The sequence below is a fragment of the Pseudomonas sp. ICBG1301 genome (assembly GCF_016918385.1).
Taxonomy (GTDB): domain Bacteria; phylum Pseudomonadota; class Gammaproteobacteria; order Pseudomonadales; family Pseudomonadaceae; genus Aquipseudomonas; species Aquipseudomonas palleroniana.
The window spans coordinates 161,522-186,213 of sequence record NZ_JAEKGB010000002.1; the positions used below are offsets into that span (position 1 = coordinate 161,522).

The 24,692-nt window shown below is 62.8% G+C and carries 23 protein-coding genes; 8 read left to right on the top strand and 15 right to left on the bottom strand.

The window, feature by feature from the left end; all coding sequences use genetic code 11:
• Window positions 1-43: 43 nt before the first annotated feature.
• A complete protein-coding gene (locus tag JBE38_RS04740; RefSeq protein ID WP_205343693.1) occupies window positions 44-1,225 on the top strand; it encodes a GGDEF domain-containing protein in 1,182 nt (393 codons plus the stop codon).
• Window positions 1,226-1,228: 3 nt separating this feature from the next.
• Here JBE38_RS04740 and JBE38_RS04745 read toward each other — a convergent pair whose 3' ends face one another.
• The 6 genes from JBE38_RS04745 to JBE38_RS04770 all read right to left on the bottom strand — a co-directional run bounded on the left by JBE38_RS04745 (window position 1,229) and on the right by JBE38_RS04770 (window position 9,146).
• Window positions 1,229-3,415, bottom strand: coding sequence for an ATP-binding protein (locus JBE38_RS04745; RefSeq protein WP_205343694.1), 2,187 nt, complete (start codon window positions 3,413-3,415; stop codon window positions 1,229-1,231).
• A gap of 167 nt (window positions 3,416-3,582) precedes the next feature.
• Window positions 3,583-4,437: a CAP domain-containing protein gene (locus JBE38_RS04750; RefSeq protein ID WP_060757033.1), complete on the bottom strand. Its 855-nt coding sequence runs from the start codon at window positions 4,435-4,437 to the stop codon at window positions 3,583-3,585.
• A gap of 81 nt (window positions 4,438-4,518) precedes the next feature.
• On the bottom strand, window positions 4,519-5,844 hold the full coding sequence (locus tag JBE38_RS04755; protein WP_205343695.1) for an MFS transporter: 1,326 nt from the start codon (window positions 5,842-5,844) through the stop codon (window positions 4,519-4,521).
• A gap of 58 nt (window positions 5,845-5,902) precedes the next feature.
• Entirely contained in the window at window positions 5,903-7,096 is a 1,194-nt protein-coding gene (gene lhgO / locus JBE38_RS04760; protein ID WP_205343696.1) for an L-2-hydroxyglutarate oxidase, read from the bottom strand.
• Window positions 7,097-7,199: 103 nt separating this feature from the next.
• On the bottom strand, window positions 7,200-7,910 hold the full coding sequence (locus tag JBE38_RS04765) for a FadR/GntR family transcriptional regulator (protein ID WP_090371356.1): 711 nt from the start codon (window positions 7,908-7,910) through the stop codon (window positions 7,200-7,202).
• A gap of 54 nt (window positions 7,911-7,964) precedes the next feature.
• A complete protein-coding gene (locus JBE38_RS04770; RefSeq protein WP_205343697.1) occupies window positions 7,965-9,146 on the bottom strand; it encodes an MFS transporter in 1,182 nt (393 codons plus the stop codon).
• 113 nt (window positions 9,147-9,259) lie between these two features.
• Here JBE38_RS04770 and JBE38_RS04775 point away from each other — a divergent pair, with 113 nt between their 5' ends.
• Together JBE38_RS04775 and JBE38_RS04780 are read left to right on the top strand one after the other, a co-directional pair.
• On the top strand, window positions 9,260-10,165 hold the full coding sequence (locus JBE38_RS04775; RefSeq protein WP_205343698.1) for a LysR family transcriptional regulator: 906 nt from the start codon (window positions 9,260-9,262) through the stop codon (window positions 10,163-10,165).
• 21 nt (window positions 10,166-10,186) lie between these two features.
• Window positions 10,187-10,855, top strand: a complete 669-nt coding sequence (locus JBE38_RS04780) for a GNAT family N-acetyltransferase (RefSeq protein WP_205343699.1) — start codon at window positions 10,187-10,189, stop codon at window positions 10,853-10,855.
• Between the two features lie 28 nt (window positions 10,856-10,883).
• Here JBE38_RS04780 and JBE38_RS04785 read toward each other — a convergent pair whose 3' ends face one another.
• Window positions 10,884-11,480 (bottom strand): TetR/AcrR family transcriptional regulator, encoded by a 597-nt coding sequence (locus tag JBE38_RS04785; RefSeq protein WP_198761676.1) that lies wholly within the window; start codon window positions 11,478-11,480, stop codon window positions 10,884-10,886.
• An 83-nt stretch (window positions 11,481-11,563) separates the two neighbouring features.
• Here JBE38_RS04785 and JBE38_RS04790 point away from each other — a divergent pair, with 83 nt between their 5' ends.
• The gene (locus JBE38_RS04790) at window positions 11,564-12,163 is read left to right on the top strand and encodes an NAD(P)H-dependent oxidoreductase (protein ID WP_205343700.1); all 600 of its coding nucleotides are present in this window, start codon (window positions 11,564-11,566) and stop codon (window positions 12,161-12,163) included.
• Between the two features lies 1 nt (window position 12,164).
• Here the strand turns inward: JBE38_RS04790 and JBE38_RS04795 are convergent, their stop codons facing one another.
• Window positions 12,165-12,554, bottom strand: a complete 390-nt coding sequence (locus tag JBE38_RS04795) for a hypothetical protein (protein WP_060757024.1) — start codon at window positions 12,552-12,554, stop codon at window positions 12,165-12,167.
• Window positions 12,555-12,587: 33 nt separating this feature from the next.
• Window positions 12,588-13,844, bottom strand: a complete 1,257-nt coding sequence (locus JBE38_RS04800) for a 3-phosphoshikimate 1-carboxyvinyltransferase (RefSeq protein WP_205343701.1) — start codon at window positions 13,842-13,844, stop codon at window positions 12,588-12,590.
• Window positions 13,845-14,202: 358 nt separating this feature from the next.
• Between JBE38_RS04800 and JBE38_RS04805 the strand changes: the two genes are divergently transcribed.
• Window positions 14,203-14,832, top strand: coding sequence for a lytic polysaccharide monooxygenase auxiliary activity family 9 protein (locus tag JBE38_RS04805; protein WP_205343702.1), 630 nt, complete (start codon window positions 14,203-14,205; stop codon window positions 14,830-14,832).
• A gap of 6 nt (window positions 14,833-14,838) precedes the next feature.
• On the opposite strand, the gene JBE38_RS04810 is transcribed toward JBE38_RS04805, so the two are convergent.
• Window positions 14,839-15,393: a UPF0149 family protein gene (locus JBE38_RS04810; protein WP_060757021.1), complete on the bottom strand. Its 555-nt coding sequence runs from the start codon at window positions 15,391-15,393 to the stop codon at window positions 14,839-14,841.
• Window positions 15,394-15,454: 61 nt separating this feature from the next.
• A complete protein-coding gene (locus JBE38_RS04815; protein ID WP_205343703.1) occupies window positions 15,455-16,723 on the bottom strand; it encodes a chloride channel protein in 1,269 nt (422 codons plus the stop codon).
• A gap of 192 nt (window positions 16,724-16,915) precedes the next feature.
• On the opposite strand from JBE38_RS04815, the gene JBE38_RS04820 reads away from it, so the two are divergent.
• Window positions 16,916-17,728 carry a crotonase/enoyl-CoA hydratase family protein gene (locus tag JBE38_RS04820; protein ID WP_060757019.1) on the top strand — a complete coding sequence of 271 codons (813 nt, stop codon included), beginning with the start codon at window positions 16,916-16,918 and terminating at the stop codon, window positions 17,726-17,728.
• Window positions 17,729-17,733: 5 nt separating this feature from the next.
• Window positions 17,734-18,567 (top strand): NAD(+) diphosphatase, encoded by an 834-nt coding sequence (gene nudC / locus JBE38_RS04825; RefSeq protein ID WP_060757018.1) that lies wholly within the window; start codon window positions 17,734-17,736, stop codon window positions 18,565-18,567.
• On the opposite strand, the gene JBE38_RS04830 is transcribed toward nudC, so the two are convergent.
• The 3 genes from JBE38_RS04830 to JBE38_RS04840 form a co-directional block, all read right to left on the bottom strand.
• Complete coding sequence (locus JBE38_RS04830) at window positions 18,535-19,314, bottom strand: TSUP family transporter (RefSeq protein WP_060757017.1); 780 nt, start codon at window positions 19,312-19,314, stop codon at window positions 18,535-18,537. The two genes, nudC and JBE38_RS04830, sit on opposite strands and share 33 nt — an antisense overlap.
• 114 nt (window positions 19,315-19,428) lie before the next feature.
• Window positions 19,429-20,148, bottom strand: a complete 720-nt coding sequence (gene pcsA / locus JBE38_RS04835; RefSeq protein WP_060757016.1) for a phosphatidylcholine synthase — start codon at window positions 20,146-20,148, stop codon at window positions 19,429-19,431.
• Between the two features lie 149 nt (window positions 20,149-20,297).
• Window positions 20,298-21,212 (bottom strand): class I SAM-dependent methyltransferase, encoded by a 915-nt coding sequence (locus JBE38_RS04840; protein WP_205343704.1) that lies wholly within the window; start codon window positions 21,210-21,212, stop codon window positions 20,298-20,300.
• A 191-nt stretch (window positions 21,213-21,403) separates the two neighbouring features.
• Here JBE38_RS04840 and mdeB point away from each other — a divergent pair, with 191 nt between their 5' ends.
• Window positions 21,404-24,082 carry an alpha-ketoglutarate dehydrogenase gene (gene mdeB / locus JBE38_RS04845; protein ID WP_205343705.1) on the top strand — a complete coding sequence of 893 codons (2,679 nt, stop codon included), beginning with the start codon at window positions 21,404-21,406 and terminating at the stop codon, window positions 24,080-24,082.
• A gap of 114 nt (window positions 24,083-24,196) precedes the next feature.
• Here mdeB and JBE38_RS04850 read toward each other — a convergent pair whose 3' ends face one another.
• On the bottom strand, window positions 24,197-24,685 hold the full coding sequence (locus JBE38_RS04850; RefSeq protein WP_090371333.1) for a DUF1289 domain-containing protein: 489 nt from the start codon (window positions 24,683-24,685) through the stop codon (window positions 24,197-24,199).
• Window positions 24,686-24,692: the final 7 nt, after the last annotated feature.

Below are 24,692 nucleotides of genomic sequence, written 5' to 3' on the forward strand. Positions count from 1 at the left end.
GCATCGGAGAGACGGTTGTCCCAGCTGCTGGCCGGATGCCACAATGCTGGCTTTATCATGGCAATCGAAGCAGGCTGACTTCATGAGCAACCTTGGGCATGGGCTGGACCCGGATTGCGTGATCGAAGAGCAGGTGCGAACGGACCGTTTGCACCAGCTGTTTCGCCAATCGTTCGCCGCGATCTTCGGCAGTTTCCTCGGCGCCGCCATGCTCTGCTGGTTGTGTTGGGACCGCTTCAACCACCAGGTCATGCTGATCTGGTTGGTGGCGTTGTCGGCGTCCTCGCTGTTGCGCCTGAAAATGTTCATGGACTGGTTTCGTTGCCCTGATATCGACCGCACACCCGCACGCTGGGAACGACGTTATGCGGTCACGTTGATGTTGTCGGCCGGGATCTGGGGCATGGGCGCGTTGGCGGTCATGCCCCCCGACGACCGTGTGTCCCAGGTGCTGGTGATGTTGTTCACGGTGGGCATGTCGGTCAGTGCGGTTTCGTGTTATTCGGCCTATCGCTACATGACCCTGGGCGCCATGGCCCTGGTGTTATTGCCATGTACGCTGTGGTTGCTGTTTCAGCCGACCCTGATGCAGGTGGGGGTGGCAATCGCAGTGCTGGTGTTTTCGACCTTCGTGGTCAGTGCTACGCGTAAATTTTCCGATGCCCTGGAAAAGGCCTTTCGCCTGACCCGGCAAATGGAACGCGCCCATAACGCCTCCACACGTGCCGCCCAGACTGATGAACTGACCGGGCTGATGAATCGTCGTGCGTTCTTCGAACACGCGCAGCAGCGGTATGCGCAATGTCGCGATAACCAGCAGCCGGTGTGCGCATTGATGATGGACATGGACCATTTCAAGAGCGTCAACGACACCTACGGCCACCAGGCCGGTGATCACGTGCTGCGGCAGATTGGTGGGGTGATCAGTGCATCGTTTCGCCATTCGGATGTGTATGGTCGCCTCGGCGGCGAAGAGTTTGCGGTGTTGCTGCCCAATACGTCGCTGGAAACCGCGCGCGATATCGCCGAGCAATTGGTCAAGACAATTTCAGGCCTGACGGTCGAGCCGGTGCAGGGCCTGACGGCCAGTCTCGGCGTGGCCCTTGTACGCAGCCCCGATCAGGATCTGCACAGCTTGATGAACAGTGCAGACAAGGCGCTGTATCGCGCCAAGGCCATGGGGCGTAACCAAGTGGCTGTGGCGGAGTGGGGCGCGGCGGAGTAGGGCTCAGTCCCGGCGCATCGATTTGGCCAGCGTCCATGCCACCTGATCGGCGGAATAGGGCTTGGCCAGGAATTCGAAGCCCTCATAGCCACTGTCGGCCAGCTCTTCGCTGTAGCCTGAGGTGAGCACCACCGGCAGGTCCGGCCGTCGCTGACGCAGCAGCTTGGCCATGGCCACGCCGGTCATGCCGGGCATCACCACATCCGAAAAGATGCCGTCGAAGGCCATCGCGTCCTCACCCGCCAGCGCCAGTGCCTGTTCGGCATCGGTAGCCCAGGTGGTCCGGTAGCCCAGGTCCTGGAGGATCTGGTTGGCGAAACGGCCGACTTCGAGGTTGTCTTCGACGATCAGGATATGCCCCATGGCCATGTCCCGCAGTGGGCTGTGTGCCGGGTCCGGCGCCGTGTGCTGGGCGACCGGCGCTTCCACCTCGGGCAGGTAAAGGGTAAACACCGTACCTTGGCCCAGGGTGCTGGCCACGTCGATGTTACCGCCGGACTGCTTGGCAAACCCGAACACCTGGGACAGGCCCAAACCTGTGCCTTTGCCGACGGCCTTGGTGGTAAAGAACGGTTCGAAAATACGCTCGAACGTCTCACGCGGGATGCCCGTGCCCGTGTCGGTGAGGGACACCGTCACGAACGGCTGTTGGACTGGGGCATCGCCACGGATGCGCGGCAGCGCTGAGACGCGCGCGACGCGCAGGGTCAGGGTGCCTTGGCCACCCATGGCATCGCGTGCGTTGAGGGCAATGTTGATCAGCGCGGTCTCGAACTGGCTGGCGTCGACACACACATGGCATGGACGCGCAGGCACTTCGACCTGCACATGAATGCGTGAACCGGTGACGCTTTCGAGCATCTCGCCGATATTTTGCACGCGCCGGCTCAGGTCGAAGGCTTCCGGGTTCAGCGGCTGACGGCGGGCGAACGCAAGCAACTGGCTGGTGAGCTTGCTGGCTCGCTCGACGGTGTCGGAGACGGCGCCGAGGTAGCGCCGGCGGCGTTCCTCGGACAGCCCTGGCTGGCGCAGAAAATCCACGGACGAGCGAATGATCGTCAGCAAATTGTTGAAGTCGTGAGCCACGCCACCGGTCAATTGGCCGATGGCTTCGAGCTTTTGCGATTGGTGCAGCGCGGCTTCAGCCTGGGTGAGTGCGAGGGTGCGCTCTTGCACCCGTTGTTCCAGGGTGGCGTTCAGTTCGGTGATGGCCGCCAACCCTTCGCGCACGGCAGCGTCGGCGCGTACGCGTTCGATATGTGCCCAGGAGCGTTCGGTGACTTCACCCACCAGCGCCAGGTCATATGGCGACCAGACGCGCTGGGTTTTGTGATGCACCGCCATCAGGGCCGTCAGGCGACCCTGCTTGATCAGCGGGAAGCACACCGTCGCCGTGGCGCCCAGGGCCTGGTAGCGGGCCGACTCCTCGGGTGTGAACTCTAGCCGGTTGTCGCGAATCATCAGGGGTTCGCCCGAGCGCAGTTTGCGCACTGCGCGTGCCCCAAACGAGGCCAGGCGATAGCGCCCGACAATGCTGGGCGAACCGGGCGCGGCCCAGTTGCCGCGAATGGTGAAACCGTCTTCATCGGCATCCATATCGGCATAGGCGCAATTGGAGACCTGCAAGTGCTCGGCCAGCAGGCGCGTGGTGAGGCTCATGATCGCCTGCGCGTCGGTGGCGCCGGCCACGGCATTGCCGATGGCATCCAGCGCGGCGAGGCGGCGGGCGAGGAAAACGGTGGTGGTGGTTTCGGTGACGGTGTCGAGCAGGCCCACGACCTTGCCTTGGGAGTCGCGGATCGGGCTGTAGCAAAAGGTGAAATACGCCTGCTCAGGGCCGGCGCCACGCTCGATCACCAGGGGATAGTTTTCGATGTAGGTGGCATGGCCTTGATAGGCCGCGTCGGCGATCGGGCTGATTTCGTGCCAGGCCTCTTGCCATATCTCACTGAACGGGCGTCCGAGGGCAAACGGCTTGTCGCCCAGAATCGGCACAAAGGCGTCATTGTACAGCGTCGTCAGGGACGGCCCCCAGACGATGGCCTGCGGGAAGCTTGAAGCAAAGCACAGCGCGACCGTGGTCTTGAGCACGTCCGGCCATTGCTCCAGCGGCCCCAGTGGGGTATTGGCCCAATCATGGCGGCGCACCTGCTCGGCCATGTCGCTGCTGCTTTGCAGCCAATTCATCATTGCACTAACACCTTGTTTGCCACGTACTGTCGATGCCTGAAAGGCAGCCTGACAAGCAACAGACCGGAATCAACGCGGCCAGTTCAGCGCGATTATCCAGGAGATGGCAATTTGATGTCGTCTTTATTTGAGTCGACACCCGCCCAGCATGCCGGGCGGGTGTGCCGCTACTGTTGTGCGCCGAAATCCGCCGTCCAGTAGATCCCCGCATCACTCTTCGGGTCCATGGCGTAGGCCGCACCCAGCTCGCGGAATTGCGGGTTCATCAGGTTCGCGCAATGCCCTGGGCTGGCGAGCCAACCGTCTACCACCTTGCGTGGCGTATCGAGGCCGGCGGCGATGTTTTCGCCGATGTTCTTCGCGCTGTACCCGGCCAGTTCGGCCCGATCGCCCGGAGTGCGGCCGTCGTGGTCCAGGTGGTCGAAGAAGTTGCCGTTGGCCATGTTGCGGGTGTGGCTGTTGGCAGCTCCCGCGAGGTCGTCATTCCACGTCAGTGGCGTGGTCGCGTTGAAGGCCTGGGTGCCGCACTGGCGCGCCTGGGCGCGGGCGGCATTGATCAGGTTAAGCAGTTGCTTGCCTTCGGTCGACCAGTCACCCAGGCCGCTGGTCAGCAGCGGTCGGGCTAGCACGATGCGCCAGTCCTGGCCGCTGTTGCTCACGCCGATGTCGACGAATTGCGGGTCCAGCACTACGCGGCAGAAGCTCTCGCGCACGGCTTTCATCGCCGCTTGCGCATCCTTGGGCCCGGACAGGCTGATGGCTTGCACGTTGACCATCGGATACGCCGCCCGCGCCAGCGATTGCTGCAAATCGCCGACATTGGTCGCCGGCAGTACCAGCCGTGTGTCGCTGGTCAGCGGCGGCAGTTCCTGGGAACCCTGGTCACCACAGCGTTGCACCTGGCTGCGGTACTGGTTGATCTGTTGTACCAACTGACTTTCTTCATTCGCCATCGCGCTGGCGCAGAACACCGTAGTGGCGGCCAGCGTCGTCAGGCCCATCATCAATGACAGAACGCGCATGGACGTTACCCTTGAGCTTGAAAGTGCCCATGATGCGCGATCCGGGTGCATCCATGCACCCATTGATCTGAACTTTTTGCCTCAGTTCTTGAATGTCGAGTGTTTGCGACCCTGGTCGCACAAGGCGAACACCACTACCAGCAACGCCGAAACAGCGAGGATGATCACCACGCCATCGGTGGAGTGGGTGGCCGACGCCGCCACCATTGACAGCGCACCCAAGGGTGCCAGGCCGCCGGCGATGGCGGTGCCGATTTCACGTCCGGTGCCGAAGCCCGAGGAGCGCGTCTGGGTCGGGAACTGGCGGCTCAGGAACGAGCCCTGCGGGGCAAACATCATCGGTGCGAGAATGCCGGTGCCAACGCCGATGGCGAGGTAGATCATCAGGCTTTCGCCACTGTTGAGCAGGGCCAGGAACGGGTAGGCGAACAGCAGCGAAAACACCCCGCCGAGCATCAGTACGGTCTTGCTGCTCCACTGGTCGCACAGCCAGCCGAAGCAGGGCACCGCGACGATGGCGATCAGGCTGGCGATCGTCACCGACAATGAAGTGACATGCACATCGACACCTTTGAACTGGGTCAGGTAGGCCAGGGAGAAGGTCTTGAAGATGTAGCTCAGGGCGTTATAGCCAACGGCCACAAAGAACACCACCGCCAGCCCCTTCAGGTCGTTCTTGAACAAGGCCTTGAGCGGCGAAGCCTTGACCTTGGCGGCCTCTTGGCTCAGTTCCTTGAACTGCGGGGTTTCCGGAATGCTGTTACGCACCCACAGGCCGATCCCCACCAGCCCGATGCTGCACACGAACGGAATGCGCCAGCCTCCGGCCAGCAGGAACTCATTGCCGTTCATGGTGAGCAAGTACACGGTGAGTGACGACAGCAACAGGCCCAGGTTCAGGCCCAGCGCCGGCCACGCCCCCTGGCTGCCGCGTTTGCCCTGGGAGGCGTGTTCATAGGACGTCACTGCGGCACCCGACAGCTCGGCACCGGCGCCCAGGCCTTGAATGATGCGGATAAACACCAGCACGATCGGCGCCCAGATACCGATGGAGGCGTAACTGGGGATCAGGCCGATCAGTGTGGTACACACGCCCATCAGGCAGAAGGTCAGCACCAACACTTGCTTGCGGCCGAACTTGTCGCCCAGGTAACCAAACAGGATGCCGCCGAACGGGCGGGCGATAAAACCGATGGCAAAGGTGGAGAACGCCATCAGCGAAGCGGTCTTCGGGTCGCTGTTATCGAAGAAAATCTTCGAGAACACAATAGCCGCCATGGTGGCGTACAGGTAGAAGTCATACCACTCCAGCATGGAGCCGAAGATGGTCGCGGCGGCGACTTTGCGCAGGCGTTTGCGGGTTTGCTCGGGCGTTTCGTGGGTGGCGATAGAGACGGGGGCCGTCATGCTGTACTTCCTTCTGAGTCTTTATAGTTATTGTCAAATGGACGCGTATTGCCGGGTGCTACTGGGGAGTGAACAGGCGGTCGGCGATCATTGCGCCGATGGGCATGGCTGACGTGGCGGCCGGCGAGGGCGCGTTGCAGACGTGCAGCATTCGTGGGGTTTGGGCGAACAGGAAGTCGTGCACCAGGCTACCGTCGCGCATCACCGCCTGGGCGCGAATACCGGCTTCGCAGGGCAACAGGTCGTCGAGGGTCAGCGATGGGCAGTATTTGCGGCACTGCTCCAGATAGCCGGACTTGAACAGTGAGTTCTTCATCTCGGTGGTGCCCGAGCCGAGGTTTTGCCAGAGGGTTTTCCAGAAGCCGGGGAAACTGGCGTACTGCGCCACGTCGCGCCAGTTCACCGAGAACTTGCGGTAGTTCTCGCGGCCCAGGCCCAGCACCGCGTTCGGGCCGACGGTCACGCTGCCGTCGATCATGCGGGTCAGGTGCACGCCGAGAAACGGCAACTCCGGGTCAGGAATCGGGTAGATCAGATGGTTGACGAGGGTGTTTTTCGACGCGGGCAGGCGGAAGTACTCGCCACGGAATGGGATGATCTGGTGATTGATCGCTACCCCGGCCAGGGTGGCCAGGCGGTCCGACTGCAAGCCGGCGCAGACCACCAGGTGCCGAGCCTGCCAGGTTTCGCCGAGGGTGCTGACGCTGACTTTGTCGGTGTCCTCGTGGATCGCGGTGACGGTGCGTTCCAGGCAGATCTCGCCGCCGCCGCGACGGATCACTTGGGCCATGGTTTCGCACACCTGGCGGTAGTCGACGATGCCGGTGGCGTCGAGAAACAGCGCGCCCAGGCCGACGATGTTCGGTTCGCGCTGACGCAACTGGTCGGCGTCCAGGCGTTCGACGTGCATGCCGTTGAGCTGGGCGCGGGCGTACAGCGCTTCCATCCGCTGCATTTCCAGGGCGCTTGAGGCCACCAGCATCTTACCGCACACCTCGAACTTGATGCCGTGCTCGGTGCAGAACTGTTTGGTAGCTGCGGCGCCGCGCTTGCACAGGTCTGCCTTGAGGCTGCCTGGTGCGTAGTAGATGCCGGCGTGGATGACACCACTGTTGTGACCGGTCTGGTGCCTGGCCAGCACCGGTTCTTTTTCCAGGATCACCACCGAAGCGCCCGGTTGGCGCTTGAGCAGCTCCATCGCGGTGGCCAGGCCGACGATGCCGCCACCGATAATGCAAAAGTCGTGAATCATTGCGTGAAATACCTACCGTTATACATTTTGGTCTGCTTATCAGGTTGTCAGACTAATGTTTTTGTTAAAAAAAGGGCGTGTCCAGGACACGCTATTCATAGGATCAGGCGGTAGTCGGCAGTTCCAGGCTCAGGCGCCGGGCTGCGGCTCGCAAATGCGCCTCGGCACTGGCGGCGGCGCGTTGCGCATCACCGTCGGCAATCGCCTGGTAGAGCCGTTGGTGTTCCTGCGTCGCATCAGCGGAGCCGGTGGCAAAACGCGACGCCGAGTTTTCCCAGGCGGTTTTGCGGGCGCTGGCCAACTGGCTACGCAGGAAGTCGTGGAAGGCCACGAAGTAGTCATTTTTACTGGCGTCGGCAATGGCGCGATGGAATTCCACATCGGCGATGGCGGCGGCTTCGAAGTTATCGCGGTTGTCCTGCATGGCTTGCAAGGCGCCTTTCATGCGCTGCAGGTCGGCCTCATCGCGGCGCCGGGCAGCGATTGAAGCGGCTTGGGTTTCGATCCACAGACGCACCTCGAACATTTGCGCCAGGTCCGGACGGCGGCCATCTTGCTGTGGAAAACGGAACACTGTGCCGGCCGGCGTCTGTGAAATGAACGAACCCAGGCCCCGTCGTGCGGTGATGACGCCATCGGCCTTGAGCTGTGCGATGGCTTCGCGCACCACGGAACGGCTGACGTTGAGCTGCTCGGCCAGTTGTTGCTCTGTGGGCATGCGGGACTCCGGCGGCAGTCGGCCGGAATCGATTTCTGCGCGAATTGCGCTGACAACCCGTACGACCAGCGAGTCGGGGCGTTGGAGCTCAAGCATGGGACAGCCTTGTTGATCAGGTTGTCAGACAATAGTCGTTACGATTTTACCTTGTCAATATTTGTGTCGTATTACGACCGCCAACAGGATCAGCCCCAGTGCGACGCTGAAGGTCGCATGCAGGCCGTTGACGACCGATTGTGCGGGGGCATTCGTGACATCCGGCGTGGCCCAGGCAAACACTGCGCCGAGGGCCGAAGTGCCGATAATCAGGCCCAGGTTGCGCGACAGGTTCAGCAGGCCCGAGACCGTGCCTCGGTGGGTCGCGTGCACGTCGCTCATCACCGCGGTGTTGTTGGCCGCCTGGAACAGGCTGTAGCCGCAGGTCAAAACCACCAGTGCCGTCAGGTACGCCGGCAGGCCGCTGGCGCATGACAACAGCAGGGCGCCACAGAACAACAAGCCCAGGCCGGCAAGGGTCATGCGGCGGCTGCCGAAGTGGTCGGTGAGACGGCCCGCCGGTACGCCGGCGCAGGCCGCCACGCAGGGGCCAACGGCCATGACCAGGCCCATCCAGGTCGCATCGAGCCCCAGGCCACGGGACAGATAAAACGGGCCGACGACAAAGGTCGCCATGATCACGGCGGCAATCAGTGCACTCATCGCCAGGCCGGCGCGCAACGGCCCGTCGGCCAGCGCGACACGCCAGCGCAGGCCGGTGGCATCCGATCTGCGCAGCCGATCAGCCGGCAGGTAGCGATAGGCGAGGGTGGTCGCCAGCAAGCCCAGTGGCAGGCCGACCAGAAACAGCGCCCGCCAACCCCACAGGCTGAGCAGTACTCCGCCGACGCTCGGACCCAGGGCGGTACCCAGCGCCGACATTGTGCCAAGCAACCCCATGACACGGCCCGTGTGCGCTTTGGTGACGGTGTCGCCGACCAGCGCCAAGGTCATTGCCATCATGCTCGCCGCCCCCAGCCCCTGCAGTCCCCGTGCGACCACCAGCCATGGCAGCGACGGCGCGGCCGCACACAACCCGCAGGCCAGCGCAAACAGCAGCAGCCCGATCAGCAATAAGCGTCGGCGCCCCACGCGATCACCCAGGCTGCCGGCCGCCACAATCACCGCCGTGATTGCCAGCAGATACACCAGTACCACCCACTGCACGGCATGAAATGACGTCTCGAACACCTGCGCCAACGAGGGTAAGCCGACATTGGCAATGCTGGTGCCGAGCGAGGCCAGCAACATGGACAAACACAGGCTCCAAAGAGCGCCTCGGGAGGAGGTCTGCATGGACGATTCCTTGAATGAATGCGGATGTCACCAATCTACGACCTCGTTTAACATGGCGGAAGACGCATGCCTTGCAGTTAATACGTGCGTATAACGCCTTGTCAGGAGTGCCGATGCCCGATCTCAATCTGCTGATTACCCTGGACGTCTTGTTGAGCGAAGGCAGCGTCGCCGGTGCCGCCAAGCGCTTGGGCTTGAGCCCGTCGGCCATGAGCCGGGCACTGGCGCGTCTGCGCGAAACCACCGGCGACCCGTTGCTGGTCCGCGCCGGTCGCCGACTGGTGCCCACGCCACGTGCCCAGGCATTGCGCGAACAGGTCGGCAGCCTGGTGCAGCAGGCCCAAGGCGTGCTGCGCCCCGCACAATCCCTGGATATGCGCCGCGTGACGCGCAGCTTTACCCTGCGCACCAGCGAGGAGTTCGTCGAAAGCTTCGGCCCGGCGCTGCTCGCGCGCATCGGCCGGGACGCGCCGGGCGTGCGGCTGCGCTTCATCAATAAAACCGACAAACACACGGACTGGCTCCGCGACGGCAGTGTCGACCTGGAAACCGGCGTGGTCGACGCCGGCGCCGGCCCTGAGGTGCTGACCCAGGCGCTGTTTCGCGACCGGCTGATCGGGGTGGTGCGCAGCGGCCATCCGCTGAGCCAGGGTGAAATCAGCGCTGCGCGTTTTGCCGAAGGCGGCCACGTGTATGTCTCGCGGCGCGGCCAGGACCGTGGCCAGATTGACGATGCCCTTGAAGCGCAGGGCTTGAGCCGGCAGATCTGCACGGTGGTGGCGGGGTTCTCCACCGCTGTCGCCCTGGCCCGCGCCAGCGATCTGATCGCCAGCGTGCCCGAACGCTACACGGCCAATCAGCCCGAGGGGCTGTTCCGGTTTACCTTGCCGGTTGCGCTACCGCCTTTCACCGTGGCGATGCTCTGGCACCCACGCCAGGACGCCGACCTGGCCCATCGCTGGCTGCGCGGCTGTTTGCGTGAGGTGTGCCTGCAACAGGTACAATCGCCGTTGCCTTGACGCGAAACCCCAGGAATTTGCATGTTCAGCCTTACCCGTTACACCACGCCGTGCCCCGAAGCCATCAATGGCCAGATCCTGCAGATGGTGGTGGACAACCTCACCGACATCAGCAGTGTAGCGCTGCCGCCGAGCAACTTGCTCTACAACATCTACCAATACGCCATCGGTTTTGAGGTGCACCTGTACCTGGAGGCCTTGGATGGGGCCAAGGGCATTGCCGTCGAACTGGTCGTGGCGATGGAAGAGGAACAGGTGGTGGGCTTTTGCCTCTATCTGCCGGTGAAGGATGATCCGCACGCCTGCGGCATTGCCTTCATGGCCGTGCAAGCCGGGTATCGGCGCCAGGGGATCGCGGGGGCGATGCTGCAGGACGTACTCGCACGCTACCCCCATGCCGAGCTGGCGTGCGCCGTGGAAAAGGTCGCGACCTTCGAGGCCATGGGGTTTCAAGTGCGCGGTGCGCGTGGCACGCAGGTGCTGATGAATACTCGCGACTACGGCACCGACGGCCTGATGGGCGTGCTGGATGTCGCGGCCATCTACCGCTCGTTGGAAGTGCGGCAGATTCACACCTACCTGCTGCAAAAACACGGCAAGCGCGCCATGGTCGATGCCGAGAAGCAGCGCGATCGCCATCTGGATCAATTGGCGCGCAAGGTGCAGTTGTTTCTACAGGCTCGCAGCTGAAACACACGCCCTTGCGGCAGATGTGCGTTTAACTGCGACTGACCATCGCCAGAATCGTCGCCAGCAGTTCCTGTTGCGCCTCTTCACGGCTGAGTTCGCCGCTGGCGGCGGCCTGGGACAGGGCTTCCGCTGCCCCCAGCATGGCCCGCAGCCCGGCTTGGGAGACCTGCTTGCCAGGAGCGAATGGTGACAGCGCCTCACGGCATTTATCGAGGAAGATCGCCTCGTATCGTCGCTTGAGCGCCTCCAGTTCCGGCGAGCTGCTGAGTGCGGCGATCACCCCGGGAATCTCCCGCCCCTGCAATAACACGCAATCGACGTAACACGCGGCGATCACACCGGCCCGATCTTCCAGGGTAGCCGCGCTGGCTTCGATGGCCTCGGCAAAGAGCTGATTCTGCCGCCCGTCAAAATCTTCATACAGCGCAGCCAACAACCCCGCCCGCGTGACGAAATGGTCATACACCACCGGCTTGGTGACACCTGCCAGTTCCGCCAGGCGACCCAGCGTGAGCGCGTCGGTGCCTTCTTCGCGCACCAGTTGCCAGGCCACGTCGAGCAATTGGCGAAAGCGATCTTCGCGAGACAAGCGTCGACGTGGGGCAGGGGATTCATGACTTGACATGCTTATATACCAAACGTAACTTACTAGAGGTAACTTACTAAAAGTAATTTAGATGCAGCCTAAACCGAAAGGGAGTCATTGTCATGCACGCTTTGATCGTTGTTGCTCACCACGACCCGGCATCGCTCACCCACAGCCTGGCGGCGCAGGTCGCTGCTGGCCTCACTGCGTCCGGGCACAGCTATGAAATCGCTGACCTTGCGGGCGAAGGCTTCGATCCGCGCTATACCCTGGCCGATCACCGGGTACATCGCGCCCGTGCCACCCCACCGGCTGACGTGCTTGCCGAACAGGCGCGTATCGACCGCGCGGATGCGTTGGTGCTGGTGTTTCCGATTTATTGGTGGTCGTTGCCGGCTTTGCTCAAGGGCTGGGTGGACCGCGTGTTCGTCAACGGTTGGGCGATCGATTACGGCCCGGATTTGTCGGTGGTGAAAAAGCTGCGCCATGTGCAGGTGCACTTGCTCGCAGTCGGTGCGGCGGATGAGGGGGCGTTTGAGCGGCACGGTTACGCCCAGGCCATGCGCACGCAAATCGACTACGGCATCTTTGATTACTGCGGGGCGCAGGTGGTGACATCGCAGCTGTTGCTGGAATCGGAAAGTGGCACTGCGCAGGCGCATTTGCAGACGGCGAAGGCCATCGGGCAGAGGGTGTTTGAGGACGAGCCGGTCGCCAGCTGATTCAGCCTTCGCGAAACAGGTCGTGGGCATCCAGCAAGCGGTAGGCAATTTCCGGGCGTTTCTCCATGCCGCGACGAATCGCCGCCGGGATTGCCTGCCGGGTCTTGCGACACATACCCGGCAGTTCATCGATGACGATCTGGATCCCGCGCATGCTCTTGACCTCGGTATGCCCCGGCGCGATATGCAGGCGGATGCCCAATAACTCGTACATCCGCTGTTGCATGTGTTCCAGGTCTTGCAGGCTCTTGAGGTCTTCGAGGCGTTCGATCAGGCGTTTCTCTTCCTGGCGCGTCAGATGCAGGATACGTAAGTCGGCACCGGGCACGTCCAGCAATTGTTCGCGATCGCAAACGCAGGCGCCGGGTGGGCAGGGTTGGCGAATTGTCATGTGCACGACCTCCCCATTCCGACGCCGCCGGCTTCAGTAGCTCAGCGTAACCCCAAGGCTACCCAGGGCCTTCCAGTATTCAGGATAGGTCTTGGCCACGCAGTCGGGGTCTTGGATGCGGATACCCGAGACTTTCAGCCCGGCCAGGGCAAAGCACATGGCGATGCGGTGGTCGGCGTGGGTGTCGATCAGCGCCGTGCATGCGGTGCCGGCGAGTGCCGGGTCGCTTGCCACCAACAGATCGTCGCCTTCGATGGTCGCCAGGCCCGGGCGGATTTCGTTGAGGCCGTCGTGCAGGGCCTGTACGCGGTCGCATTCTTTCACGCGCAGGTTGGCCAGTTCCGTGAAGCGGACCGGCGTGTTGTTGAAGGCGGCGAGCACCGCCAGGGTCGGGATCGCGTCCTGCATCTGCGAGCCGACCACCTCGGCCTGCATGTTCGGGAATTGCGCGATCACGGCCTGGGCCTTGGCGTCCGGCTGGGTGAAGTCCTGCGCCGCCACGCCGATATCGATGCGACCACCGGTCAACACTTCAGCGGCCCACAGATAGGTGGCGGCGGAGGCGTCGGGTTCGATCAGGTAGTCATGCGCGGCATAGCCGGTCGGAGCCACGCGCCAGGTGCTGTCGTCAACCACCTCGACCTGCGCGCCGAAGGCCCGCATGCAGTCCAGGGTCAGGTCCACGTAGCCACGGGCGCCGATGTCCTTGCCGGTCAACGCCACGTCTATCGGTGCTTCGCCGCAGGCCGCGAGCATCAGCAGGGCCGACACGTACTGGCTGGACAAACCGCCATCGATCTCGAAACGCTTGGCTTGCACCTTGCCCACGCCGTGTACCGTCACCGGTGGGCAGCCGGTGGGGCTGTCGACGCGGATACCGTTCTGGCCAAGGGTCGCCAGCAGCGGGCCGATCGGGCGTTTTTGCATATAGTCGTCGCCGGTCAGTACCACGGTGCCTTGCACGGTGGCCACGGCGGCGGTGAGAAAACGCATGGCGGTGCCGGCATTGCCGAGGAACAACGGTTGTGCAGGCAGCTGCAATTTGCCCGTGCTGGTGACGACAAAGGTGGTGTCGTCCGGCTCATCGATGGTCACGCCCATCTGGCGCAGCGCCACCGACATATGGCGGGTGTCATCGCTCTTCAGCGCACCACTCAGGCGGCTGGTGCCCCTGGCCAGGGCCGCCAGCAACAGGGCGCGGTTGGTAATGGACTTGGAGCCGGGGGGCGCGACCTTGCCGTTCAGGGGGAAGTTGGGCGGTGTCACGGTCACGGTTTTCTGCGAACTCAAGGTACAAGGCTCCTGGTCAAGGCAAGGTGGCTGGCGCGGCCAACGGGCGGACCCGAATAATCGGGTATAGGCGCAGTGCTTGTCGAGCGGGGATCACCGCCCAGCGGCATTTTCCGCAGTGCGCTCGGTGCTCGGGTGGTTCGAGCAGCTACCGGTCCCAGGACAAGACCTGTAGGTGGATGCCCCCTTGCAAGGTAGGCACATACCCAAATCCGACGCAGGACAAATGCGTCTGCTCAATGGGACGTGCGTGCCATGTAACTTTTCTTACGCTGTGGCTCGGTGGACAAGCGCGGGTGGTGGGGTAAGTTCAGGTCGCTCCCCATCCCGGGGAGTTTTCAATCAAGGAGTGACTGAAATGAACAAATCCCAGACTCAACTCAAGCATGGTCGCGTCGTGAACCCGGCCAGCCGTGGCTCGGTCGCGGTAGAACGCGGGCTGCTGGGCAACTGGCAAGTCAACGAGATGGAAGGTGGCAAGAACTTCCCGGCACTCAACGCCGGGCCGTTCCCCACGCCCTATCAAACCGATGACCAGAGCGTCACGCCGCCTGCCGATGGGCACATCCTGAGCGGCGGCAAGACAGACGATCGCGACTGCCTCAACTTCACCGATGAAGAGATGAGCAAGAAGCTCAATACGCCGTTTACCTGGCCGTTGTTGAACGTCGAGGCCGGCCAGGTGTTCAAGGTGCAGTGGGAATACACCGCGCCCCACGTCACCCGGGGCTACCGCTGGCTTATCACCAAGGATGGCTGGGACCCGAAACAGCGCATCAGCCGCGCTCAGTTGGAAGCCAAGCCGTTTTTCGAGGATTTCTACACCCAAGTGCCGTACTACCAACATGCCGACGCGCTCAAAGCCAAGGTCGAGCATCAGGTGACGCTGCCCAAGGGCAAGAAGGGCCGGCACGTGGTGGTGCTGATGTGGATCGTGGCCAACACCGGCAATGCGTTCTACCAGGCGTTTGATCTGGACTTCAAATAGGCCGGCTTAACGCTTGGCCAACCAGTAATCATGTAGCGCCCGCGCAGCCGGTTCGATTTCGCTGACCCGCTGTTGATGGGCGCCTACATCAAGGTCTGCCGGCAACTCGAAGTTATCCTGCTCGGCGCACCAGGAGATCTTCTCCAGCGCCGCGGCTTCGGCAGCCGGCAACTCTGGCCAGTTGCCGATGGCCGCACCACGGATGTAACCAAAGCACCACTCTTCGGCGAGCGTGACGGCTTGGCCCTGATGTTCGGTGTCATCGAAACGTGCCTTGAACGCCTGGGCGTCGGTCGCCAACTGCGCCGCCAGTGTATTCATATGCCGTACGCACAGTTCCAGGAAGCGCTGGGCCTCGTCCACGCTTTCCCAGTCGGGATTTTGCCCACCCCAGATCGCCGGAAACCATTCGCCGACTTCCACCTGCGCGGGGCTGGAGACCAACGCCGTGAAATAGCCGTCGAGTTCGGCCAGGTTCAGCACCGAATGATCGTCGCCGTACTTGAGCAGGGTGTCTTCGACGAATTCGAAATCGGCGGGGGCGAGGGGTTGGGCGTGCATGGGCATATCCTTTAAGCGTCGAGCGCTGCGGGTGGGCAGCTTAGAGCGCGAAGGATGGCGCTTAGGCGGGCTTTTTTCCAGTGTTTTCCCCGCGTTGGCACAGCTTGCTCACGCACACCGAGCCGATGACGGCCAGGATGATCGGCACCAGAAAGTCATGCTCGATACGGGTGAATTCCGCCACCAGCACAATGGCGGTCAACGGCATGCTCATGCTGGCCGCCAGGAAGGCCGCCGCGCCGATGATTGCAAAGGCACCCAGCGGTACGCCGGGGAGCACCAGGCTCCAGGCACCGCCCAGGATGATCGCCAGTAATGCGCCATTGGCCAGGCCGGGTGTCAGCAGGCCGCCCTCGGCGCCGGCGCGCAAGCTGGCAGCGGTGACCAGCACCTTGGCGACCAGCAACACGGCGGCCAGGCCTATGCCCAGTTCATTATCGAAGCCCAGTTGCGCCGGGCCTTTGCCGTTGCCGAGGATCTGCGGCAGCAGCATGGCCAACCCGCCAATCAGGCTGAAGTTGAGCAGCGCCAGCACCGGCAGGCGCCACCCACGTGCCGCATGGGCCCTGGCGGCGCCGGTCAGGCGGGTAAAGGCGTAGGCGGCCACGCCGAACACCGGTCCGCACACCACGGCCCAGGCGATCAGCGCCGGGCTCAGCACAAAGTGCGGCACGACGTATTGCGCTTCCGCCCCCAGCCCGAGCCATGCCACCGCTGCGCCGATAGCCGACGTGGCCAACGCCATCAGTGCGGCCGGCCAGCTGAATGCGCCCACCAGCACTTCCAGCACAAACACCGCGCCGCCCAACGGTACGTTATACACCGCCGCCAGCCCGGCGCCCGCACCACAGGCGACGAGCAGCCGGTGCATCTCCGGCGTTAGTCGTGCGCGTTGGGACAGCCACGTGGCGGCCAGCGCGCCAACCTCACGGGGCGCCACTTCACGGCCCAGGGGCGAGCCGAGCGCCACCGTGATGATCTGCAAGACGGCGTGGGCGAGGGTGGTCTTGGCCGGCATGATCGGCAGGCTTGCCGACACGGCCTGCTTGACGCTCACCAGCGGGCGGCCATAGCGATAGAGCGTCCACCAGCCCAGCCCGGCCACCACCCCGCACACCATCAGCACGTGCAGGCGGCGTTCGGGTGTCGCGGCGGTCACGCCCCACAAAAAGGTTTGATGGCTGACCAGGCTGTCGAGGCTGTAGCCGTACGCCAGGTGTTGAATGCCGTGCAGCAACAGCGCCAGGCACATCCCGCCCAAACCCGCGCCGATACCGGTCAACACGACCACCAGGGCCAGCGTCAGCGACGAACGAAACGTGGGCGGCATAAGGTTGCTCCAGGCGAGGGCCCTGATGGTATAACCGATCAGTCGCGTCTGCGGGATGAAATGTATCGGTACTGCATGCAGGGCGCGCCTGCAACATTGCATTACTTTGCCAGTCCCGTTTTTGGCCGATGCGCCGTCGCGCACCCTTGTTATAGTTCGAGCCTTATCACTCGCCAGTCAGGGATCACTGCCATGTCCGAATACCAAGCTTTCGTCGTCGAACTCACCGGCAACGTTGCCCATGTGCAGATCAACCGCCCGGAAAAGATCAACGCGATGAACGCGGCGTTCTGGACCGAAATCATCGACATCTTCCAATGGATCGAAGACACCGATGCCGTACGTGCGGTGGTGCTCAGCGGCGCAGGCAAGCATTTCTCGTCGGGCATCGACTTGATGATGCTCGCCTCGGTGGCCAACGAGTTCGGCAAGGATGTCGGGCGCAACGCACGTCTGCTGCGGCGCAAGATTCTCGAACTGCAAGCCTCGTTCAATGCCGTCGACAATTGCCGTAAACCGGTATTGGCGGCGATCCAGGGTTATTGCATCGGCGGTGCCATCGACCTGATCAGCGCCTGTGACATGCGCTATGCCGCCGAAGGGGCGCAGTTCTCGATCAAGGAAATCGACATCGGCATGGCCGCCGACGTCGGCACCTTGCAGCGCCTGCCGCGCATTATCGGTGACGGCATGCTGCGCGAGTTGGCCTACACCGGCCGCCAGTTCGGAGCCGAAGAAGCGCGTGACATCGGCCTGGTCAATCGTGTGTATGCCGACCCGGAAAGCCTGCTGGCCGGGGTGATGGAAATCGCCCATGAGATCGCCGCCAAGTCGCCGATTGCCGTGACCGGCACCAAGGCCATGATCAGCTACATGCGTGATCACACGATCAATGATGGTCTGGAATACGTTGCCACCTGGAACGCGGCTATGTTGCAATCCAACGACCTGCGCGTGGCCATTGCGGCCCACATGAGTAAGCAGAAACCCGAATTCGTGGATTGACTGACATGACCCCAGGCTGGATTACCACAACCCTGCTCGACAACGACACGCCAGGCGGCTGGGCCGTCGCCCGCAGCCGTGACGGCTTTTTGCATGACAGCAATGGCCCGCTGTTTCCCAGGGAGTGGCTCAAGCGCCAGGACCTGTCGGTGTTCGCCGAGCATGGCATCGGCCACCTCGACGGTGAACCGGTGTACTTGCTGGAACTCAACTCGGCCGCCCAGGTGCCGGGTTGCAGTTGGCAGGGCTTGCGCGGCTTTATGCTGCAAGGTGATCACACGCTGTACAAAGTGCTGGGCTACGCCGCGCAGATCGGCACCTGGGCGCGGGAGCACCGGTTTTGCGGCAGCTGCGGCCAGGCCATGGTCCAGGTGCCACGCGAGCGTGCGATGTATTGCCAGGCCTGCGACCTGCGCAGCTACCCACGGATCTCGCCGAGCATGATCGTGCTGGTGACCCGTGGCGACGAGATTCTACTGGCGCGTTCGCCGCGCTTTGTCACGGGCGTCTACAGTACCCTGGCCGGGTTTGCCGAGCCGGGCGAGTCGGCCGAAGACTGCCTGATCCGCGAGGTGCGCGAAGAGGTGCAGGTGGAGGTCAAGAACATCCAGTACATGGGCAGCCAATGCTGGCCGTTCCCGCATTCGATGATGCTGGGGTTCCATGCCGAATACGCCGGGGGCGATATCGTGCCCCAGGCCGACGAAATCGAAGATGCGCAGTGGTTCAACATCCATGAGCTACCGCCGTTGCCGGCCTCACGCTCGATTGCGCGTTACCTGATCGACCTCTACCTGGCGCGTCGTCTAGGCCACGCTGAACCAGTGCTGCCAGGCTAGGCGTACCGTCAGGCCGAGCACCACGGTGATAAACACCGGCCGAATGAATTTGGCGCCGCCGCTGATCGCGCTGCGCGCGCCAAAGAACGCGCCGCACATCACCGAAAGGCCCATGGCCAGGCCGACGATCCAGTCCACCGAGCCATTGATGATAAACACCGTCAACGCCGCCGCATTGCTCACGAAGTTCATGCTGCGCGCCACGCCGCTGGCCTTCACCAGGTCGATCGGGTGCAGCAGCATGGTGCTCACCGTCCAGAACGCACCGGTGCCGGGGCCGGCCACGCCGTCGTAGAAGCCCAGGCCGAAACCTTGGGTGGCTTGCCATTTCTTCTTGATCGGTGCATCGGCATCCAGCGGTGCCTTGGGGGTGCCGCCGAACAGCAGGTACACGCCACAGGCGAACACGATCACCGGGAGCATTTTGTTCAGGGTTTCGGCAGGCAGGTAGTGGGCGACCACGGCACCGGTCAGCGCGCCGACCAGCGTACCGATGATGGCGTGCACCCACTGGCGCGGGTTGAACAGCTTGCGTCGATAGAAGGTGAAGCTTGCCGTGGCGGAGCCGAAGGTCGAGCTGAGTTTGTTGGTGCCCAACACCAGGTGCGGCGGCATGCCGGCGGTGAGCAGGGCCGGCGTGGTGAGCAGCCCGCCGCCGCCGGCGATGGCGTCGATGAAACCGGCAATGAAGGCTACGACGGCGAGAATAGCTAGGGTGGTGAGGTCAACGCTGAGTTCGAAGGGCATGGGCAGGGCTTATTATTGGCAGGGCGCTAAGCGAGAGGCGGTCATCTTACCCGTGTGATGCACCCAGATCCAAATGTGGGAGGGAGCAAGCCCCTCCCACTTTTTCGAGCGTGATCAGCTGTGGCGTTTGTCGAGCCATTCCAGCGCGGTGCGCCACACGCAGATCCCGAGGAAATAAGCCGACATCAGCGACCACAACCCGAACGTCCACGGGTTGGTATTCGGGTAATCCACCACCATCAGAAAGCTGCACAACAGCCAGATCGTGGTCACCGCGATATTCAGCGGCATGAAACGCTTCACTCGAAACGGATGCAGAAACTTCATCGGCGTCACGGTCAGCAGCGCCAGGCCAATCACCGTCAACAAGGTGACCCAGGCTTCGGGCTGGATGATATACACGCACAACGCCACCACGTTCCACGCAGCCGGGAAGCCGACGAAGTAGTTGTCCTTGCTCTTCATGTTCACATTGCAGAAGCAGAACAGCGACGACACCAGGATCACCGACACCGTAAACAGATGGGTAAAGTCTGGCAGGTCGATATAGCGGTAGATAAACAAGGCCGGAATGAACACATAGGTCAGGTAATCAATCACCAGGTCCAGCACCGAGCCATCAAAGCTGGGCAACACCGTGCTCACATTGACCCGTCGCGCCAGCGAGCCGTCGACGCCATCGACTACCAGCGCCAGGCCCAGCCACAGCAGACAGGCCTTGGGCGAGTTTTCCAGCAGTGCCAGGGTCGCCAGGAAAGCCAGCACCACACCGGTGGCGGTAAAGCCGTGGGCGCCCCAGGCTTTGAGTCTGGCTACATGCAGGGTCGATATCACGGGCGGATCTCCAAAAGGTGAAACAGGGCAGCCGACAACGTGACGCCGTCGAGTCTGGCCAGGGAATGCAGTTATCGACCGGGAAGGGGGGGATAAGGTTCACCACCCCGGCGTATCCCTTAGCGTAGCAAGCGTAAGACGTTTCGGCATCAGCCCTGACGGAACACCAGGGCCTTTAAACCGCTTTGAGGGTCGACGTCGGGGAATTCCGGCGGGTTTGCCAGGCGTTCCACAAAGCGCAGGCCCGGCGCTTCGCGAGTTACGCCCTCAATCAGGAAGTCTTCGCCGAAGGCCGGGTCGTTCATGCAGGCCAGCACCGTGCCCTGTGCTGTAAGCAGATCCGGCAGGCGGCGCAACACGCGCTGATAGTCCTTGGTCAATAAAAAGCTGCCTTTCTGGAACGACGGTGGGTCGATGATCACCAGGTCGTAGGGGCCGCCGTTGATGACCTTGGCCCAGGATTTGAACAGGTCGTGGCCCAGAAACGTGACTTTGCTCAGGTCATGTCCATTCAGGCGATGGTTGTCGCGGCCACGGCTGAGGGCGCCACGGGCCATGTCCAGGTTCACCACATGTTCGGCGCCGCCTTCGATCGCCGCCACCGAGAACCCGCAGGTATAGGCAAACAGGTTGAGTACCCGCTGGCCCGTGGCCTGTTCGCGTACCCAGTTGCGGCCGTAGCGCATATCGAGGAACAGCCCGCTGTTCTGTTTTTTACCCAGGTCGATCAGGTAGCGCAGGCCACCTTCGGTAATCGTCAGCTCATCTACCGCGTCGCCCACCAGCCATTCGGTGGTGCTTTGCGGCAGATAACGGTGTTGCAGGGCGATGGTGTAAGCACCCAAGTGCGTCTGCAGCAACTGTTTCAAGGCTTCCAGCTGGGCAGGCTCCGGCTCCTTGAACAACGCGACCAGCACCACGCCTTGCAACCAGTCCACGGTCAGTTGCTCCAGGCCCGGCCAGCAGCGGCCACGGCCGTGAAACAGGCGGCGGGTCTCCGCCGGTGGGCTGGCCAGGGCGGTGAGCAGGTGAGCGTGCAGGGTGGCGAGTGCGTCTGGGGTCATCGTCGAGCGTCGGTCATTGAGCGGGCGGCATTTTAAACACAGTTGGGTGGTTTCGGGGGGCTTGAGCACGATGTGCTGGTAAAAAGCCGATTGGCAGTGATTCATGCTCAAACCGCTGCAAACCGCGCCTGATAACAGGCAAAAAATCCTCAAGCACCCACATAAACTGGAAAAAAAGCCCGGAGGTGCTCATGAACGGTTTCGCAAGTGCAGTCAATCACACGGCGTTGGATCAGCAAGAGCTGGACGAATGGCGTGACGCCCTGGCTTCACTGGCCTCCCACGCCGGGCCTGCGCGGGCGCGGCAGATCCTCGACCTGCTCGCGCGCGAGGGCAGTGCGCCGCACATCGACTGGAAGCCGCGCCACGGCACGCCGTATATCAACAGCATCAGCGTCGAGCAGCAGCCGGCCTTTCCCGGCGACCTGGCCACCGAAGAGCGCCTGGCCTCGTGGGTGCGCTGGAATGCCTTGGCCATGGTGGTGCGGGCCAACCAGGCCTACGGTGAACTGGGTGGCCATATCGCCAGCTACGCCAGTGCCGCGGATTTGTTCGAAGTGGGCTTCAATCACTTTTTCCGTGCCCGCAACGAGCATTTTGGCGGTGATCTGGTGTTCTACCAGCCGCATTCCGCGCCAGGCATCTATGCCCGGGCCTTCCTTGAGGGGCGCTTGAGCGAAAACGACCTGGCACACTATCGCCAGGAACTGGGCGGCGCAAAATCCGGCGCACGCGGCCTTTGCAGCTATCCGCACCCTTGGTTGATGCCGGACTTCTGGCAGTTCCCCACCGGCTCCATGGGCATCGGCCCCATCAGTTCGATTTTCCAGGCGCGTTTCATGCGCTACCTGCAGCACCGCGGCCTGCAGGACACCACCGACCGCCACGTGTGGGGCGTGTTCGGTGACGGTGAAATGGACGAGCCGGAAAGCATGTCGGCGCTGACCCTGGCCGCCCGTGAAGGGCTGGACAACCTGACCTGGGTCGTCAACTGCAACCTGCAACGCCTCGACGGCCCGGTGCGGGGCAACGGGCGGATCATCGACGAACTGGAGGCGTTATTCGCCGGCGCCGGCTGGAACGTGATCAAGCTGGTGTGGGGCTCGGACTGGGACGCTTTGCTCGCCCAAGACACCGACGGCTCGCTGGTCGATACCTTGTCGAACACCGTCGACGGCCAATTTCAGACGTTCGCCGCCAAGGACGGTGCCTACAACCGCGAACACTTCTTCGGCCAAAGCGCGGCCATGGCCAAGCGGGTCGAAGGCATGAGCGATGAACAGATCGACGGCCTCAAGCGGGGTGGCCACGATATGCTCAAGATCCACGCGGCCTACCACGCCGCGCGCCGGGTCAAAGGCAAGCCCACGGTGATCCTGGCCCAGACCAAAAAGGGCTTTGGCATGGGTGAGGCCGGGCAGGGCAAGATGACCACTCACCAGCAGAAAAAGCTCGATCGTGAGGCATTGATCGCCTTTCGTGACCGCTTTCGCTTGCCGTTGACGGATGAGCAGACCGAATCCCTGAGCTTCTATAAACCTGGCGATGACAGCCTGGAAATGCGCTACCTGCACCAGCGCCGCGCAGCCTTGGGCGGTTATGTGCCGAGCCGTGCCCAGCAGGCAGCGCCGGTCAGTGTGCCGCCGCTGACGGGTTACGCCGGTTTCGCCACTGGCGCCGACGGTAAGGAAATGTCCACGACCATGGCCTTTGTGCGCATGCTCACCAACCTGCTCAAGGACAAGGCGCTCGGCCCGCGCATCGTGCCCATCGTGGCGGACGAGGCGCGTACCTTCGGCATGGCCAATCTGTTCAAGCAGATCGGTATTTATTCCAGCGTCGGCCAGCGTTACGAGCCGGAAGACATCGGGTCGATCCTCAGCTACCGCGAAGCCACCGACGGGCAAATCCTTGAAGAAGGCATCAGCGAAGCCAGCGCCATCAGCTCCTGGGTCGCGGCGGCCACCAGCTATTCGGTGCACGGTCTGCGCATGCTGCCGTTCTACATCTATTACTCGATGTTCGGCTTCCAGCGCGTCGGCGACCTGATCTGGGCCGCCGCCGATCAACGCGCCCGGGGCTTTCTGCTGGGGGCTACCGCCGGGCGCACCACCCTGGGGGGCGAAGGCTTGCAGCATCAGGACGGCAGCAGCCACCTCACGGCGGCCACCGTGCCCAATTGTCGCGCCTACGATCCGGCGTTTGCCGGCGAGTTCGCAGTGATCCTCGACCACGGCATGCGGCAAATGCTCGAGCAGGATGTGGATGAGTTCTACTACGTGACCCTGATGAACGAAAGCTACCCTCAGCCCAGCCTGCCGGTGGGCGTGCAAGCGGCGATCATCAAGGGTATGTATCGCCTGGAAGGCGCTGCCGAGGCACAAGTGCGCCTGCTCGGGGCTGGTACGCTGGTGCGCGAGGTCCAGGCGGCGGCACAACTGCTGGCGGACGATTGGCAGGTGGCGAGCGAAGTGTTCAGCGTGACCAGTTTCAGCGAGTTGGCCCGGGATGCACGGGAGGTGGAACGGTGGAATCGCTTGCATCCGCAGGGCGTCAAACGTGTCAGTCACCTGGCCGAATGCTTGCCCAAAGGCGCGCCGGTGATCGCGGTGTCCGACTATGTACGGGCCGTGCCGCAGATGGTGGGCTCGTATCTGGACTCCAGCTACACCGTGCTCGGCACCGACGGCTTTGGGCGCAGTGATACACGGGCGGCGCTACGGGATTTCTTTGAGGTGGACCGCCATCACCTCGTGCTGGCGGCGCTGACGGCGTTGGTGGAGCAGGGCAGTTTGCAGCGCGAAGTGTGCCGGCAGGCGATTGAGCGATATGGCTTGCAGGCGGAGCGTGACCCGTCCTGGATCGCCTGAAAACCCATGTGGGAGGGGGCTTGCTCCCGATGGCGGTGTATCAGTCACAAATATATCGACTGACACACCGCCATCGGGAGCAAGCCCCCTCCCACATTTTATTTGTGTTGCGGGTCAGACTGTGGCGATCAACGCCGGCTCGAATGCGTCCTGCAGAAATCGTGGCGCGATATACCGCTCGTAATGCGCTTCGGACAGCAGGAAAAACTCCCGGTCAATCGCATCCCGCAGATCGGCCAGGCTGCGCTCACGAAATTCCGGCAGCAACGCCAGGCCATAGGCCTCCAACTTGGAAATCACCCGCGCCCCCCGGGCAATCAGCTGGTATGCCCAGCAATAGGGCGACTGGTGCGGCACGAAGCGGATCTTGCGGGTTTCCAGTTGCTGACGCAGAACAGACGCGTCAAATACCTCCAGCTTGCTGGCCATTACCTGCACCAGCAGTTGCTCCAGGCGCAGCCAGACTGCCTGCTTCTCCTCGGCGTTGTAGCCGTTCCACTGGATCACTTCATGGTGATATCGCTTGCAGCCCCGGCAGACCAGGTCCCCGTAAACGGTGGAGCAGAGGCCGACGCAGGGCGTCTTGATGGTTTGATTGGGCATCCGTCTT